This is a genomic window from Xanthomonas sp. NCPPB 1128, from assembly GCF_001043115.1.
Lineage (GTDB): Bacteria > Pseudomonadota > Gammaproteobacteria > Xanthomonadales > Xanthomonadaceae > Xanthomonas_A.
In genome coordinates, this window is the sequence record NZ_LFME01000010.1 from 18,752 (window position 1) to 35,544 (window position 16,793).

The window sequence follows — 16,793 nt, forward strand, 5'->3', positions numbered from 1 at the left end:
GCATGGCGTGGTCGCCGCCTGCGGCTATGCTGCGGCGATGTTCGAACTGCATCGGGTCACCCGCCGCTACGGCGACATGCTGGCGCTGGACCGGGTCGATCTCTGCATCGCCCCGGGCCGCACCACCGCCCTGATCGGCCCCAGCGGCGCCGGCAAGTCCAGCGTGCTGCGCCTGCTGCTGGGGCTGGAATGGCCCGATAGCGGCGAGGTGCGCTTCCAGGGCGAGCCGCTGCGCCGCGCCACCTTGCTGGCGCAGCGCCGGCGCATCGGCTACGTGATCCAGGAGGGCGGCCTGTTCCCGCACCTGAGCGCCCGCGACAACGCCGCCTTGCTGGCGCGCACGCTGGGCTGGGCGCGGCCGCGCATCGAGGCGCGCCTGCATGAGCTCGCGGCGTTGTGCCGCCTGCCGGAAGCGCTGCTGGGGCGCTACCCGGCCGAGCTGTCCGGCGGCCAACGCCAGCGCGTGGGGCTGATCCGCGCCTTGTTGCTGGACCCGCCGGTGCTGCTGCTGGACGAGCCGCTGGGCGCGCTCGACCCGATCGTGCGCCACGAACTGCAGACGCAGATGCGCGAGCTGTTCGCGCTGCTCGGCAAGACCGTGGTGCTGGTGACCCACGATGTCGCCGAGGCCGCCTACCTCGGCGATACCCTGGTGCTGATGCGCGGCGGCCGCGTGCTGCAGGAAGGCAGCGCGCGCACCATGCTGGAGGCGCCGGCCGATCCGTTCGTGAGCCAGTTCCTGCTGGCGCAGCGCACCCTGGAGGATGCGCGGTGACGTCGCCAAGCGCGCGCTGGCGCACGATCGCGCTGGTCGCCTTGGGCGGCCTGGCCAGCCTGCTGGGCCTGCCGGCCGCTGCGGCCGACGCCAAGGTCATGGTCGGCTCGAAGAACTTCACCGAAGCGGTGGTGCTGGGCGAGATCGCCGCTGGCGCCGGGCGCCAGGCCGGGGTCGAGGTCGAGCATCGGCGCCAGCTCGGCGGCACCCGCATCCTGTGGCGTGCGCTGGAGCAGGGTTCGATCGACGCCTATGCCGAGTACACCGGCACCCTGGCCGCCGAACTGCTGCAGATGCCCGGCGCCGACGACGACGCACTGCGCAAGGCGCTGGCGCAGCGCGGCCTGGCGATGAGCGCGCCGCTGGGCTTCGACAACACTTATGCCTTCGGCATGCGCCGGCAACGTGCGCAGGCGCTGGGCATCGTGCGCCTGTCGGATCTGGCCGCGCATCCGACGCTCAAATTCGGGCTGAGCAACGAGTTCGTCTCGCGCGCCGACGGCTGGCCCGGCGTGCGCGACGCCTACCGCCTGCCGCAGACCCCGACCGGCCTGGACCACGATCTCGCCTACCGCGCGCTGGACAGCGGCGCGATCGACCTCACCGACCTGTACAGCACCGACGCCGAGATCCCCGCGCATGACCTGCTGGTGCTGCAGGACGACAAGCACTACTTCCCGCGCTACGCCGCGGTGTTCCTGTACCGCGCCGACTTGGCGCAGCGCGCGCCGCACTTCGTGCAGGCACTGCAGGGATTGGGCGGGCGCATCGACGCAGCGACCATGCAACGGCTCAACGCCGAGGCCAAGCTCGACAAGCGCGCCGAAAGCGCCATCGCCGCACATTGGCTGGGCATCGCCGCGCCGGTCGAGGACGGGCGCCTGCAACGGCTGCTGCAGCGCACCCGCGAGCACCTGGCGCTGGTCGGGCTGTCGCTGGGCCTGGCCCTGCTGGTGGCGCTGCCGCTGGGCATCCTGGCGGCGCACCGGCCACGGCTCGGCCAAGCGGTGCTGGCGCTGACCGGCGTGCTGCAGACGCTGCCGTCGCTGGCGGTGTTCGTGTTCATGATCCCGTTGTTCGGCATCGGCGCCAAACCGGCGATCGCGGCGCTGTTCCTGTACAGCCTGCTGCCGATCGTGCGCAACACGCATGCCGGCATTACCGGCATCCCGCGTGACCTGCGCGAGACCGCCGCCGCGCTCGGCCTGCCGCCGGGCACCCGGCTGTGGCGGATCGAACTGCCGCTGGCACTGCGCACCCTCCTCGCCGGCATCAAGACCGCGGCGGTGATCAACGTCGGCACCGCCACCCTCGGCGCATTGATCGGCGCCGGCGGCTACGGCCAGCCGATCCTCACCGGCATCCGCCTGGACGACCTCGGCCTGATCCTGGAAGGCGCGGTGCCGGCGGCGCTGCTGGCGCTGCTGGTGCAGGGCCTGTTCGAGCTGCTGGAGCGGGTGCTGGCGCCGCGCGGGTTGCGTCTGGCGGCACGGCGGTGAATCTGGCTCCGCGCCTGCGAATCAGATGTGCGCCGAGCGTTAGCAGCCCGGGCACCCACACGAGACGATCACGCCGACGTGAGGGTCGCGGCTGAAGCCGCTCCTACGAGAGAAGCGGCATGCATCCTGCAGGAGCGGCTTCAGCCGCGACGCACGAAGGCGTGCACCTCGACGTGATCGACGATCCGGATCGGTCGTCGGCTGCCTTCCTCATGGAAACTGGCGAAAGACGCGATCGCACACGCGTGCCTTCAAGCACGCACCACCGCCACCATCTCTCGCGCCAGGCCGCGCATCGCCTCCGGCGTCAACTGCAGATACGGCGCGATGCGTAGGGCACCATGGCGATGGGTGCAGATCACCTGCGCGTGCTGCAGCCACGGCAGCAAGGCCGGCATCGTCGACGCCGGCGAACGCAGCGCGTACAAATGCGGCGCATGCCCTGACGCGATCCAGTCGCCCGCCCCCAGTGCGTGCAGCTCCGCGTCGAACGCCGCGCCAAGCGCGCCGAGCCGCTGCGCGATGCGTGCCGGCTGCCATTGCTGCAGCTGCTGCAGCGCCGCGCTGGCCATCGCCAGCCGCAGCGGATCGGCCACGCCGCCGGCATCGAAGCGGCGCGCGCCGCTGCGATACGGCGGCGGTGCCTCGGCCGGGAACTGCCAGTCACCGCCCGGATCGCGCGCCTGCCAGTGCTGCTCGAACGGCACACCGTGCACGCGCCAGTGCGGCGAGGCCCACAGCCACGCCAGCCCCATCGGCCCGAGCAGCCATTTGTGTCCGACCGAAACCACGAAATCCGGCCGCCAGACGTCCAGCCGCACCGGCAGCACGCCCAGGCTCTGGCTCAGGTCCAGCACCAGCATCGCGCCGGCCGCATGCACGCGCGGTGCGATGCGATCCAGATCCAGCAGACTGCCGTCGCGCCAGTAGGTGTTGGGCAGGGTCGCCACGCGCACGCGCGGCTGAGCGTCCAGTGTCGCCAGCACTGCGGCGGTCCAGTCCTGCCCAGGCGCGCGCCGCACCACTGCCAGCTGCGCGCCGCTCTCGGCACAGCGTTGCTGCCACGCCAGCAGGTTGGAGGGGAACTGGCCGTCGAGCAGCAACACCGCATCGCCTGGCGCCAATGGCACCTGCCGCGCCGCGATGGCCAGGCCGTAGGCGGCCGACGGCACCATCGCCACGCCCTCGCTGTCGCCGGCGAACACGGTCGCTGCGGCCAGCGCGCGCAGGTCTTCGATCTGCGCGCGCCAGGCATCGAAGGAGAGCGTCCACGGCGCGATCGCATCGGCCAGCGCCGCATGCCCGGCGGCCAGGGCACGGTGCAGGCGTGGTCCTTTGCTGGCGGTGTCCAGGTAGCGCACGCCGGTCGGCAGTGCGAACGCTTCCGCCGCGGCATCGAGGTCGACCGGGTCGCCGGCGGAACCCGAACCGGCAGGGTGGTGCAAGGTGGTCGTAGACATGTGGCTAGGGTAACGCCGTGGTCCGCGACGCGTGACGGTCCGTTCACGCCGCTGCGCTAAGACTGCATTGATGCAAGCGATCTCTCCGGCGTCACCGCCCTCGCCCATCGCATCCGTCGCGACGCTGGCGGACCGCCTGCGCCGCGTGCGCGCACGCAGCCGTCATCTCGCCGCGCCGTTGAGCGAAGAAGACGCGATGGTGCAGAGCATGGACGACGCCAGCCCGGCCAAATGGCATCTGGCGCACACCACCTGGTTCTTCGAGCGTTTCGTGCTCGGCGCCGATCCGGCGTACCGCGCGCATGATCCCCAGTGGGACTACCTGTTCAACAGCTATTACCAGAGCATCGGCCCGGCGCATGCGCGGCCGCATCGCGGCTTGCTGTCGCGGCCCTCGCTCGCGCAGGTGCTGGACTACCGCAGCGAGATCGACACGCGCGTGCTGGCGCAGTTGCAGGCAGGCGCGCTTGAGCCGCAGACCCTGCAGATCCTGGAGCTGGGCCTGCAGCACGAGCAGCAACACCAGGAACTGCTGCTGACCGACATCAAGCATGCGTTCTGGCGCAATCCGCTGGGTCCGGCGTATCGCGCGGACCTGGCGACACAACACGCGCCGGCGTCTGCGCTGCGTTGGTTGCAGCGCGACGAACAGATCAGCGAGATCGGAGCTGCCGCCTGGCCGGCGCAGACGACCTTCGCCTACGACAACGAATCGCCGCGACATCGCGTGCTGGTGCCGGCGCATGCGCTGGCCAGCCGACCGGTGAGCAATGCCGAATACGCCGAATTCATCGCCGACGGCGGCTATGGCACGGTCGGGCTATGGCTCAGCGACGGCTGGGCTCAACGGTGCGCCGAGGACTGGCAGCGCCCGCTGTACTGGCATGCCGATGGCGTGCGCGAATTCACCCTCGGCGGCTGGCGCGAGCGCGATCCGCATGCGCCGGTGTGTCATCTCAGCCTGTTCGAGGCCGATGCCTTTGCGCGCTGGGCCGGCGCGCGCCTGCCGACCGAGGCAGAGTGGGAACAGGCCGCCACCGGCGTCGCCATCGCCGGCAATTTCGTCGAGACCGATGCGCTGCACCCGCAACCGGCCGCGCCGGCCGACACCGGTCTGCAACAGTTGTTCGGCGATGTCTGGGAATGGACCGGCAGCGCCTATCTGCCTTATCCCGGCTTCCGCCCATGGTCGGGCACGCTGGGCGAATACAACGGCAAGTTCATGAATGCGCAGTGGGTGTTGCGCGGCGGCAGCTGCGCCACGCCGCACGATCACATCCGCGCCAGCTACCGCAACTTCTTCCCCTCCGATGCGCGGTGGCAGTTCGCCGGCGTGCGCCTGGCCAAGGATTCCGCATGAATGCCGCAACCGCCCGTGCCCTGACCGAAGCCGCCCTGACCGACCTGCATCCGCAGCCGGACGACATTACCGCCGATGCGATCGCCGGGCTGTCGTGCAGCCCCAAGCAACTGCCGTCCAAGTATTTCTACGACGCCGAGGGTTCGCGCCTGTTCGAGGCGATCACCCGCCAGCCCGAGTACTACCTGACCCGTACCGAGCTGGACCTGCTGGAGGCGCGGATGCCGTCGATCGCGCAGGCGGTGGGCACCGGCGCGCACGTGGTGGAACTGGGCAGCGGCAGCGGCCGCAAGACCCAGTTGCTGCTGGACGGCCTGCGCATGCCGGTGGCCTACACGCCCATCGAGATTTCCCGCGACATGCTGATGTCCAGCACCGCGCGGCTGGCCGAGCGCTTCCCGCACATCCAGATGCTGCCGGTATGCGCCGACTTCACCACGCCGGTGGCGCTGCCGGCGCCGCTGCGCGGCGCGCGCCGCACCCTGGTGTTCTTCCCCGGCTCGACCCTGGGCAACTTCACCCGCGAGGACGGCATCGCCCTGCTGCGCTCGATGCGCCAGACCATGGGTGCGGACGGCTGCGCGCTGATCGGCATCGACTTGGTCAAGGACACGGCGCTGCTGGCAGCAGCTTACAACGACGCTGCCGGCGTCACCGCCGCGTTTACCCTGAACCTGCTGCGCCGGCTCAACCGCGAGATCGGCGGCGACTTCGACCTGGCGCAGTTCCGCCATCGTGCGGTCTATTCGGAAACGCGCCAGCGCATCGAGACCTTCCTGGTCAGCCAGTGTGCGCAGCAGGTGCACGTGGCCGGGCGCCGCTTCGATTTTGCCGAAGGCGAAGCGATGCAGGTCGAATACAGCCACAAGTACACCGACCAGAGCTTCGCGGCGATGGCCGCCGAAGCCGGCCTGCGCGTCAGCCACGGCTGGAATGCGCAGGACGATGCGTTCGGGCTGCGGTTGCTGCAGGTGGTCTGAAGGCTGGGATTGGGGAATCGGGATTAGGGATTCGCAAAAGCGGATACAGCGCGCGCTGAGCAGCTTCCTGTCAACAGCACCCGCGTTACATTCCTCGTAGGAGCGGCTTCAGCCGCGACGGGCCTTCCCAGAAAAGCCTGTCGCGGCTGAAGCCGCTCCTACGCCATATACGCCATCTGCCAGGTCGGCTACCGCGTCAGGCCTGATACCCATTGCTGATCGGATAACGCCGCTCGCGGCCGAACGCGCGGCGCGACACCTTCGGCCCCGGCGCGGCCTGGTGGCGCTTCCACTCGCTGATACGCACCAGCCGCACCACGCGGTCGACCACGTCCGCCGCATACCCGGCGGCGACGATCTCGTCGCGCGATTCCTCCTGGTCGACGTAGCGGTACAGGATGCCGTCGAGCACGTCGTAGGGCGGCAGCGAGTCCTGGTCGGTCTGGTTGGCGCGCAGTTCCGCCGAGGGCGGCCGCGCGATCACCGCCGGCGGGATCACCGGCGTGCCGCCGACCGTGTTGCGCCACTTCGCCAGGCCGAACACCTCGGTCTTGTACAGGTCCTTCAGCGGCGCGTAGCCGCCGCACATGTCGCCGTAGATGGTGGCGTAGCCCACCGCGTACTCGCTCTTGTTGCCGGTGGTCAGCAACAGGCCGCCGAACTTGTTGGCCAGCGCCATCAGGATCACGCCGCGGCTGCGCGACTGCAGGTTCTCTTCGGTGACGTCAGGTTCGGTGCCGGCGAACAGCGGGCCGAGCGCGCTCAGCAGGCCTTCGAAGGCCGGCTCGATCGCCACGGTTTCCAGCTTGACCCTCAGCGTGCGGCACTGTTCGGCAGCCAGGTCGTTGGAGAGATCTGCGGTGTAGCGCGACGGCAAGCGCACCGCGGTGACGTTGTCGGCGCCCAGCGCGTCCACCGCCATCGCCAGCACCAGTGCCGAATCGATGCCGCCGGACAGGCCCAGCCACACCTTGGAAAAGCGATTCTTGGCGCAGTAGTCCTGCAGCCCGCGCACCACCGCGCGCCAGGCCAGCGCATCCATGCTCTCGTCGCCGTCGTCGGTCCAGCGCAGCGGCGCGAAGCGGCGCGCGGCGGTGTCGTACTCCACCACCAGCCATTGGTCGGTGAAGGCGGCCGCGGCCGGATGCACGGTGCCGTCGCCGTCGGCCACCACCGAGGCGCCGTCGAACACCAGCGCATCCTGGCCGCCGACCACGTTGAGATAGGCCAGCGCCGCCCCGCTCTCGCGGCTGCGCTCGGCCAGCAAGGCATCGCGCTGCGCGTGCTTGCCACGCTCGTAGGGCGAGGCGTTGGGCACCAGCACCAGTTCCGCGCCCGCCCGCACGGTCGCCGCCAGCGGCTCCGGGAACCACAGGTCCTCGCAGATCACCAGGCCGACCGGCGTGCCCTTGACCTCGAACACACAGTTCTCGCCGTCCGGATCGACGTCGAAATAGCGGCGCTCGTCGAACACCGCGTAGTTGGGCAGTTCGCGCTTGCGGTAGGTGCGCTCGATGCGCCCGCCACGCAGCACGCTGGCAGCGTTGTAGACCACGCTGCCGGCACTCTGCGGCCAGCCCACCACCGCGACGATACCGTGCACCTGCGCGGCGATGCGCTGCACCGCGCGCTCGCAATCGGCCAGGAAACCCGGCCGCAACAGCAGGTCCTCCGGCGGGTAGCCGCTGACCGCCAGTTCCGGGAACAGCACCACGTCGGCGCCGTACGCGTCGCGCGCCTCCTCGATCAACGCAATGATCCGGTCGGTGTTCTGGGCGACGGCGCCCACCGGGAAATCGAACTGGGCCATGGCGAGGCGGAGGGAGGCGGACATAGGCAACCTTGCAGGAACGAGTAGGAGACACGCAGGCGCCACGCGAGCGCATCGCACCTGCCGCGGCGCCGCTGCTTCGCGTGCCGCCATGCGCAGTGTAGCGCTGTGCCGGGTTGCGGCCGATGATGCACATGCCGCCACGTTGGAATGCGGCATGTGGCCCGGGCAGGCGGCATCTTGGTGAGCGCATGGCGGCAGCAGCGGCGATGCCAAAGGACGCTCCCTCTGGCGCGCGCCCCCGAGAGAGCCGCTTAGTCAGGCACCCCGCGTCGCGACTGAAGTCGCTCCTACGAGGGGCGGCATGCCGAGTGCTGGCCGATGCACTGTCGAAGAACTTCAGGGCAGCTCGAACAACGTGCTTTTGCCGCGGCTCAGCGCGACATGTCGTGACACTCGCAGGAGCGGCTTCAGCGGCGACGGGCATTCCCGGTAACGCCCATCGCGGCTGAAGCCGCTCCTACGAAAGCGTGTGCTTGCGTTTTGAAGGCAATCGCCGCGAGGTGCCGCTCAGCGCTGGCCGTTGGTTCGTCTTCGCCCCCCAGACTGCGTTGCCCGCACTGCGCCGCGACACACGGATGCAATCCAGCCGATACCTACAGCAGCGGTTCCCGACGATGCGCCGGGTACTGCAGCATCCCGCGTCGCGGCTGAAGCCGCTCCTACAAACACAGCACAGGCACAGAAGACGGCGTGCTGGCCAGGCGCTGTGGGAGGGACTTCAATCCCGATCACATCGCTCCCTCAGCGCCAGCCTCCACCATGCGCTTCAGCGGGCGCCAGCGCCAGCCCGCGCACGGCGCCGCCGGCGCCAACGCCGCACCAGCAACACTACTCCCGCGCACAGCCCCAGCGCAGCAACGCCCAGCACCGCCATGCGCACGCCGACGCCGTGCTGGAACACCACTTCCTTGCCCTCGCCGTCCAGCGTATAGGCGACCACGTAGTCGCCCATCGTGCCCATGCCCTCACGCCCACCCGCTGCGATCACCACGTACTGCTTGCCGTTCACCGCATAGACCGAAGGCGTGGCCTGGCCGCCGGCCGGCAGCTTGGCCTCCCACAGGGTCTTGCCGGTGGCGCTGTCGAGTGCACGCAAGCGCGCGTCGGCGGCCGCGGCGATGAAGGTCAGGCCGCTGGCAGTGGTCACCGCGCCGCCGAGCAGCGGCGTGCCCACGTCCAGTGGCAACCACGGCAGCTTCTCTTCCAGGGTGCCCAGTGGGCGTTCCCAGGCGATCTTGCGCGTGCGCAGATCCACCGCCACCAGTCGCCCCCACGGTGGCTTGACGCAGGGAATACCGCCGGACGAGCTCAGCATGCCGCGACGCATGTAGTACGGCGTGCCTTCCATGTCGTTGAACTGCTGGTCCGGATGACGCGCGCGCTCGGCCTCGCTGAACTGCTCGCGCGGGATCAGCGCCACCTGCATCGGCAGGTCCGACACCGGCAGGATCGCCAGCTGGCGCTGCGGATCCACCGCGATGCCGCCCCAGTTCACGCCGCCGGCCCAGCCCGGCAGCGCGATCGTGCCGCGCACGCTGGGCGGGGTGAACAAGCCTTCCGAACGCAGCCCGGCGATCAGCGCTTCGCATTCGCGACGCGCGCCCGGCGTCGCCCCCCATGCATCGGCGGCGGTCAGCGGCGTATGCCGTGCCAGACGCAGACCCGGTTCGGGCATCGGCTGCGTCGGCGAGGTACGTTCGCCCGGCACGTCGGAGGCCGGTACCGGCACTTCGCTGATCGGGAACAGCGGCGTGCCGTCGCGGCGATCGAAGGCGAACAGGAAGCCGGTCTTGGTCGCCTGCAGCACCGCCGCGCGCGGTCCCTGCGCGGTCTGCACCGTGGTCAGCACCGGCTGCGAGGCCTGGTCGTAGTCCCAGAGATCGTGGTGCACCAGTTGCTGCGCCCACACCCGGCGGCCGCTGTGCAGGTCCAGCGCCACCAGCGAGTCGGCGTCACGGTTGTCGCCCAAGCGCTCGCCGCCGTAATAGTCGGGGCTGGCCGAGCCGGTCGGCACGTACACCAGACCCAGCGCCGGATCCACCGACAGCGGCGCCCAGGCATTGCCGCCGCCGACCGTGGCCGCCTGCTCCGGCTGCCAGCCGGCAGCGGCAGCCTTGGCCGGATCGCGCGGCACCGGATCCCAGCGCCACAGCTCGCGGCCGCTGCGCGCGTCGTAACCACGCACCACGCCCTGCTCCAGCGCATGCCCGCGGTTGTCGCCGATCGAGCTGCCGACCACCAGCACGTCGCCGGCCACCACCGGCGGCGAGGTCACCGCATAGTTGGACCAGGCATCGCTGGCCGTATCGTGCACATCGACCCCGGCGTGCAGGTCGATCGTGCCGTCCTTGCCGAACCCGGCGCAGGGCTTGCCGTCGACGGCATCCAACGCGATCAGCCGCGCATCCAGGGTGCCGTACACGATGCGCTCGCGGCACGGACCCGCCGCGGCCTGCGTGTCGCGCCAGAAACTCGCTCCACGCGACGCCGGGTCGCTGTAGTGCTTGTTGCGCGCCACCTTGGCATCGAACGACCACAGTTCGCGGCCGCTGGCCGCATCCAGGGCGAAGGCGATGCCGGTCCCGGTGGTGAGGTACATGCGCCCGCCCAGCACCAGCGGATTGGCTTCGAAGCGACGCCGCTCCGGATCGGGCAGGCCCGCGCCGAGTTCGCCGGTGCGGAACGACCAGGCGATGCGCAGCCGGCCGATGTTGTCGGGCGTGATCTGGGTCAGCGGCGAGTACTGCCCGCCGCCAGGCGCGCCGGCGTAACTGGCCCAGTCGCCCGGCGCCGCCGCACAGAGGCCACCGATGCCCATCGCCATGCCCGCCCCGCATACCACTGCCCGCCATCGCCTGATCACGCATCCACTCCTGTTGCTGCCGAAGAAAGTGCGCCAGTGTTTGGGCTTCGCCGCACCCTGTCACCCACAAGTGACGGCACCGCCCCACCAGGGGACCAATGGCGGGGCGGCAGGGACGAATGACGACTGCTGGGATGGCGCAAATGCTTGATTGCGCAGGGAGCGGGCCTGCCATATCGCACAGCAGTCCCGTCAGCAACGTCGCACCCGGGACGCCGCCGCGGTGCCGCGCACCGGATCCTCGAAACGAAAAAGGCCTCGCTTGCGCGAGGCCCTTGCGGACAGCGGCGGCGACAACGACGCACCCGAAGGCGAATCGCTGCCGCGGCGCTGACGGCTTACTTCACCAGCGAGGCGATCGCCGCACCCAGGTCGCCCGGCGAGCGGACGGTCTTGACGCCAGCGGCTTCCATCGCCGCGAACTTGCCCTCGGCCGTGCCCTTGCCACCCGAAGCGATCGCACCGGCGTGGCCCATGCGCTTGCCGGCCGGCGCCGAAGCACCGGCGATGAAGCCGACCACCGGCTTCTTGACGTGCTTGGCGATGTACTCGGCACCGGCTTCCTCGGCGTCGCCGCCGATTTCGCCGACCATGATGATGCCTTCGGTCTGCGGATCCTCGTTGAACAGCTTGAGGCAGTCGACGAAGTTCAGGCCGTTGATCGGGTCGCCGCCGATGCCGATGCAGGTGGACTGGCCCAGGCCGACTTCCGTGGTCTGCTTGACCGCTTCATAGGTCAGCGTGCCCGAACGCGAGACGATGCCGATCTTGCCCGGCTTGTGGATGTGGCCCGGCATGATGCCGATCTTGCACTCGCCCGGGGTGATCACGCCGGGGCAGTTCGGCCCGATCAGCACGGTCTCCGGGAAGGAGCGGGTCAGCACGTTCTTGACGCGCAGCATGTCCAGCACCGGGATGCCTTCGGTGATGCAGACGATGACCTTGATGCCGGCCGCAGCCGCTTCCAGGATCGCGTCGGCCGCGAACGGCGGCGGCACGTAGATCACCGAGGCGTCGGCGCCCGTGCTCTGCACGGCATCGGCCACGGTGTTGAACACCGGCAGGTCGATGTGGGTGGTGCCGCCCTTGCCCGGCGTGACACCGCCGACGACCTGGGTGCCGTACTCGATCATCTGGGTGGCGTGGAAGGTGCCCTGCTGGCCGGTGAAGCCCTGCACGATCACCTTGGTGTTCTTGTTAATCAAAACAGACATGGAAAGTTCCTTCGGTGTCGTGGATCAGGCGGCGTTCTTGACAGCTTCAACGACCTTCTTGGCGCCGTCGTTGATGTTGTCGGCCGGAATGATGGCCATGCCGCTGTCGCGCAGCAGCTGCTTGCCTTCTTCCACGTTGGTGCCTTCCAGGCGCACCACGACCGGAACCTTGACGCCCACTTCCTTGACCGCCGCGATGATGCCCTCGGCGATCATGTCGCAGCGGACGATGCCACCGAAGATGTTGACGAAGATGCCTTCGACCTTGTCCGAGGACAGGATCAGCTTGAACGCCTCGATCACGCGCTGCTTGTTGGCACCGCCGCCCACGTCCAGGAAGTTCGCCGGCTCGCCGCCGTTGAGCTTGATCACGTCCATGGTGGCCATGGCCAGACCGGCACCGTTGACCATGCAGCCGATGTTGCCGTCCATGGTGACGTAGTTGATGTCCAGCTCCGAAGCGGTCACTTCGGTCTCGTCTTCCTGGGACTTGTCGCGCATGGCGACCAGTTCCTTGTGGCGGAAGTTGGCGTTGTCGTCGCTGTTGAACTTGCCGTCCAGCGCGTACAGGTTGCCGTCGTCCAGGATGGCAAGCGGATTGATCTCCACCAGCGCCAGGTCCTTCTCGTTGAAGATGCGGTACAGGTTGACCATGATGCTGGCGAACTGCCCGGCCTGCTTGGCGGTCAGGCCCATCTTGAAGCCGATGTCGCGGCCGTGGTAACCCTGCACGCCCTCGACGAAGTCGACGTTGAGCGTGTGGATCTTGTCCGGGGTCTCGGCGGCGACCTGTTCGATCTCCATGCCGCCCTCGGAGGACGCGATGTAGCTGATGGTGCGGGTACCGCGGTCGACCAGCACCGACAGGTACAGCTCCTTGACGATCTCGCCGGCGGTGGTCACCAGCACCAGGTTGATCGGCAGCTCGACGCCGGCGGTCTGGTAGGTGGCCATCTTGGTGCCGAGCAGCTTCTCGGCAACGGCCTTCACATCGTCGGTGGTCTTGCAGAACTTGACGCCGCCGGCCTTGCCGCGGCCACCTGCGTGGATCTGCGCCTTGACCATCCAGGGGCCGGCGCCCAGCGACTTGGCGGCTTCAACCGCTTCTTCCGGAGTCGCCGCGACCTTGCCGGCCGGGACCGGGATGCCGTACTCGGCAAGCAGTTGTTTTGCCTGATATTCGTGGAAATTCATGCGTCACCGTGGGAAAAGGAACGGCCGTCCCGCAGCGATCCGGGCCCTGAGTGGCGGCCGGGAGCGGTACGGACGGGACGCCTATTGTCGCCGACCCAGGGCGGCGGCGCAAAAGCGGCGGCGGTCTGGCCCGACTGCGACCATCCGGGAAGGCCTCGGTTGCCCTGCCCCCGAGTGGAGTGGCACAGGGCTGCGCGCCCTGCCCCCTCATCCCGCCGCCTTCGCCTTCGCGTGGACTGACCCGGCGCCAGACCGCCTTCGGTCGCAATCGCCACGTCGATGTCGTGGGTGGCGACCGGCCCCAGGCTGATCGCCGCCGACCCTGGCGCCATCCGCGTAGACGGCGTCGCCCCTATACTCGCGCCGTCCGCTGCCCGCCCGGAGTCCGGCTTGCCCACCAGCGCCTCGCTCATCGACCGCATCGAGTCCATTCCGCGCCGCGAGCTTTACTTCTTCGCGCTGTACCGGGTGCTGGTGGCCGGGCTGATCGCCGCCCTGGTGTTCAGCCCGCTCAGCGTGCTGGTGGGCGAGCCGCGTTACCCGCAACTGGCCAACACCCTGGCCACCGCCTACCTGGCGGTGGCGCTGGCGCTGCTGGTGTGGGGGCGCAACGAGGCGCACCTGACGCCGATCGTCGGCTTCAGCGCGGTCGCCGACATCGTCGCCGCGACCCTGGCCGCGCACGCCCTGCCCGCGGCCAGCGCCGGCATCGCGATGATGCTGCTGTTCAACGTCGCCGCCGCGGCGATGCTGCTGCGCCTGCGCGGCGGCCTGGCCATCGCCCTGATCGCCTCGGTGGCGACGCTGGCCGAATACGTCTGGAGCGTGCTGGACGGCGCCGACAACACCCGCAGCCTGGCCGAACTGGCGATGTTCGCCACCAGCTACCTGGCAGTGGCCTACATCTGCAACCGCCTTGGCCAGCGCGCGCGTGCCAGCCAGAGCCTGGCCGAACGCCGCGGCGCCGAGGTGGCCAATCTCTACGAAATCAACGAACTGATCATCCGCCGCATGCGCACCGGAGTGCTGGTGGTGGACGCGCAGAACCGGGTGACCCTGGCCAACGAGGCCGCGTCGGCCCTGCTCGGCGACACCGACGGCAACAGTGAAAGCGGCCGGCTCGACCTGCTCAGCGCCGCGCCGGAGCTGGCCCGGCGCCTGCAGCGCTGGCGCAACGGCTGGAACCAAGACGAAAGCCCGTTGCAGCTGTCGCCGGACCAGCCGGAAGTGCAGCCGCGCTTCGCCCGGCTGCTGGCCGAGGGCGACCTGACCCTGGTGTTCCTGGACGACGCCACGGTGGTGTCGCGGCGCGCCGAATCGCTGACCCTGTCGGCGCTGGGGCGCTTCTCGGCCAGCCTGGCCCACGAGATCCGCAACCCGCTGGCCGCGATCAACTACGCCTCGCAGCTGCTCGAGGAATCGCCGGCGATCGGCGATGCCGACCGCCGCCTGCTGCAGATCATCCACCAGCAGTGCCAGCGCACCAACGGCATCGTCGAGAGCGTGCTCGGCCTGGCCCGGCGCGAGCGCTCCAATCCGGAGAACCTGGACCTGGGCGCGTTCGTGCGCCGCTTCGTCCTGGAGCACCGGCAGACCCTGTCGATCGAGACCGACAGCCTCGAGGCGATCCTCGCCCCGCAGCCGGTGCATGCGCTCGTCGACCCCAAGCACCTGCACCAGATCCTCAGCGCGCTGGTGCACAACGCGCTCAAGTACGGGCGGGTGATGGAGGAGCCGGCGCGGGTGCGCCTGCGCGTGGCGCTGCAGGAACGCAACGCCATCGTCGACGTGATGGACCGTGGCCCGGGCATCCCCGAGGCGGTGGCGGCGCAGTTGTTCCGGCCGTTCTTCACCACCTCCGAGCACGGCACCGGACTGGGCTTGTACATCGCCCGCGAGCTGTGCCGGGCCAACCAGGCCCGGCTGGAATACGTGCCGGTACCGGCCGGCGGCGCCTGCTTCCGCGTCTCCCTGCCAGGTCCGCACGCCATGCTCAGCGGCTGACAGGTGAGAATCGCTCCGCCAGCGCGCGGCCGGCGCCGGTAAATTGGCGCATGCCCCGGTTCCTACGCTATCTTCCCTGCACATGAACGAAACCCGAAGCGCCCTTGTCGTCGACGACGAGCGCGACATCCGCGAGTTGCTGGTCCTGACCCTGGGCCGGATGGGGCTGCGCATCAGCACCGCCGCCAACCTCGCCGAAGCGCGCGAACTGCTGGCGAGCAACCCCTACGACCTGTGCATCACCGACATGCGCCTGCCCGACGGCAACGGCATCGAACTGGTCAGCGAGATCGCCAAGCACTACCCGCGCACGCCGGTGGCGATGATCACCGCCTTCGGCAGCATGGACCTGGCGGTGGAGGCGCTGAAGGCCGGCGCCTTCGACTTCGTCAGCAAGCCGGTGGACATCCAGGTACTGCGCGGCCTGGTCAAGCATGCGCTGGAACTCAACAACGAAACCCGCGCCGCGCCGCCGCAGCCGCCGCCGGAACAGGCCAGCCGCCTGCTCGGCGCCTCGGCCGCGATGGACGCGCTGCGCAACACCATCGCCAAGGTCGCGCGCAACCAGGCACCGGTCTACATCCTCGGCGAATCCGGCGTGGGCAAGGAACTGGTCGCGCGCACCATCCACGAACAGGGCGCCCGCGCCGCCGGCCCCTTCGTGCCGGTGAACTGCGGCGCGATCCCGGCCGAACTGATGGAAAGCGAGTTCTTCGGCCACAAGAAGGGCAGCTTCACCGGCGCCCATGCCGACCAGGCCGGCCTGTTCCAGGCCGCGCACGGCGGTACCCTGTTCCTCGACGAGGTCGCCGAACTGCCGCTGCCGATGCAGGTCAAGCTGCTGCGCGCGATCCAGGAGAAGTCGGTACGGCCGGTCGGCGCCGCCAGCGAAGTGCCGGTGGACGTGCGCATCCTCTCGGCCACGCACAAGGATCTGGCCGACCTGGTCGCCGAGGGCCGCTTCCGCCACGACCTGTACTACCGCATCAACGTCATCGAACTGCGCGTGCCGCCGCTGCGCGAGCGCGGCGACGACCTGCCGCAACTGGCCGCGGCGATCCTGGCGCGGCTGGCCAAGAGCCACGGCCGGCCCACCCCGCTGCTGTCGCCCTCCGCCCTGGACGCCCTGAGCAGCTACGCCTTCCCCGGCAACGTGCGCGAACTGGAGAACATCCTCGAACGCGCCCTGGCGATGGCCGAGGACGACCAGATCAGCGCCACCGACCTGCGCCTGCCGCAACCCGGCAACCACGCCCGCAGCGCCGCCGAAGCCGCCCCGGCATTGCCGCGCGGCGTGGTCGACATCGACCCGAGCTCCTCCGCCCTGCCGTCCTACATCGAACAGCTCGAACGTGCCGCCATCCAGAAGGCGCTGGAAGAGAACCGCTGGAACAAGACCCGCACCGCCGCGCAGCTGGGCATCACCTTTCGGGCGTTGCGCTATAAGCTGAAGAAGCTGGGGATGGAGTAGGAAGGCCGGGATTAGGGAGTCGGGATTGGGGATTCGCAAGAGCGAAGAGCGGATTCCAAGCCCCGATCACTCTGCGAAGTGGCTAGGCAACAGACGGCGGCGTAAGCCGCTGCGCCGCTGTTGCCAATCCCCAATCCCG

General features: G+C 69.5%; 11 protein-coding genes. 6 read left to right on the forward strand and 5 right to left on the reverse strand.

Translation table 11 applies throughout. The features are described 5' to 3' along the window. The first annotated feature begins 37 nt into the window (after positions 1 to 37). Complete coding sequence (locus ACP93_RS08750; RefSeq protein WP_048490379.1) at positions 38 to 775, forward strand: ATP-binding cassette domain-containing protein; 738 nt, start codon at positions 38 to 40, stop codon at positions 773 to 775. A gap of 32 nt (positions 776 to 807) precedes the next feature. Continuing rightward, entirely contained in the window at positions 808 to 2,274 is a 1,467-nt protein-coding gene (locus ACP93_RS08755; RefSeq protein ID WP_204243662.1) for an ABC transporter permease/substrate-binding protein, read from the forward strand. Positions 2,275 to 2,525: 251 nt separating this feature from the next. Here ACP93_RS08755 and ACP93_RS08760 read toward each other — a convergent pair whose 3' ends face one another. Further along, complete coding sequence (locus ACP93_RS08760; RefSeq protein ID WP_228135982.1) at positions 2,526 to 3,734, reverse strand: aminotransferase class V-fold PLP-dependent enzyme; 1,209 nt, start codon at positions 3,732 to 3,734, stop codon at positions 2,526 to 2,528. Positions 3,735 to 3,804: 70 nt separating this feature from the next. On the opposite strand from ACP93_RS08760, the gene egtB reads away from it, so the two are divergent. Further along, positions 3,805 to 5,094: an ergothioneine biosynthesis protein EgtB gene (gene egtB, locus ACP93_RS08765; RefSeq protein WP_048490320.1), complete on the forward strand. Its 1,290-nt coding sequence runs from the start codon at positions 3,805 to 3,807 to the stop codon at positions 5,092 to 5,094. Further along, a complete protein-coding gene (gene egtD, locus ACP93_RS08770) occupies positions 5,091 to 6,074 on the forward strand; it encodes an L-histidine N(alpha)-methyltransferase (protein ID WP_048490321.1) in 984 nt (327 codons plus the stop codon). The genes egtB and egtD overlap by 4 nt, the downstream gene beginning before the upstream one ends. A 196-nt stretch (positions 6,075 to 6,270) precedes the next feature. Here the strand turns inward: egtD and ACP93_RS08775 are convergent, their stop codons facing one another. The 4 genes from ACP93_RS08775 to sucC all read right to left on the reverse strand — a co-directional run bounded on the left by ACP93_RS08775 (position 6,271) and on the right by sucC (position 13,179). After that, positions 6,271 to 7,908, reverse strand: a complete 1,638-nt coding sequence (locus ACP93_RS08775; protein ID WP_048490322.1) for an NAD+ synthase — start codon at positions 7,906 to 7,908, stop codon at positions 6,271 to 6,273. Between the two features lie 766 nt (positions 7,909 to 8,674). Continuing rightward, entirely contained in the window at positions 8,675 to 10,732 is a 2,058-nt protein-coding gene (locus ACP93_RS21090) for a pyrroloquinoline quinone-dependent dehydrogenase (protein WP_048490323.1), read from the reverse strand. Between the two features lie 377 nt (positions 10,733 to 11,109). Next, positions 11,110 to 11,985 (reverse strand): succinate--CoA ligase subunit alpha, encoded by an 876-nt coding sequence (sucD, locus tag ACP93_RS08785; RefSeq protein WP_026144653.1) that lies wholly within the window; start codon positions 11,983 to 11,985, stop codon positions 11,110 to 11,112. Between the two features lie 24 nt (positions 11,986 to 12,009). After that, entirely contained in the window at positions 12,010 to 13,179 is a 1,170-nt protein-coding gene (sucC, locus tag ACP93_RS08790) for an ADP-forming succinate--CoA ligase subunit beta (protein WP_010342227.1), read from the reverse strand. Positions 13,180 to 13,569: 390 nt separating this feature from the next. On the opposite strand from sucC, the gene ACP93_RS08795 reads away from it, so the two are divergent. Further along, positions 13,570 to 15,183 (forward strand): sensor histidine kinase, encoded by a 1,614-nt coding sequence (locus ACP93_RS08795; RefSeq protein WP_048490324.1) that lies wholly within the window; start codon positions 13,570 to 13,572, stop codon positions 15,181 to 15,183. Positions 15,184 to 15,265: 82 nt separating this feature from the next. Beyond that, complete coding sequence (locus ACP93_RS08800; protein WP_048490325.1) at positions 15,266 to 16,654, forward strand: sigma-54-dependent transcriptional regulator; 1,389 nt, start codon at positions 15,266 to 15,268, stop codon at positions 16,652 to 16,654. The last annotated feature ends 139 nt before the right edge of the window (positions 16,655 to 16,793 follow it).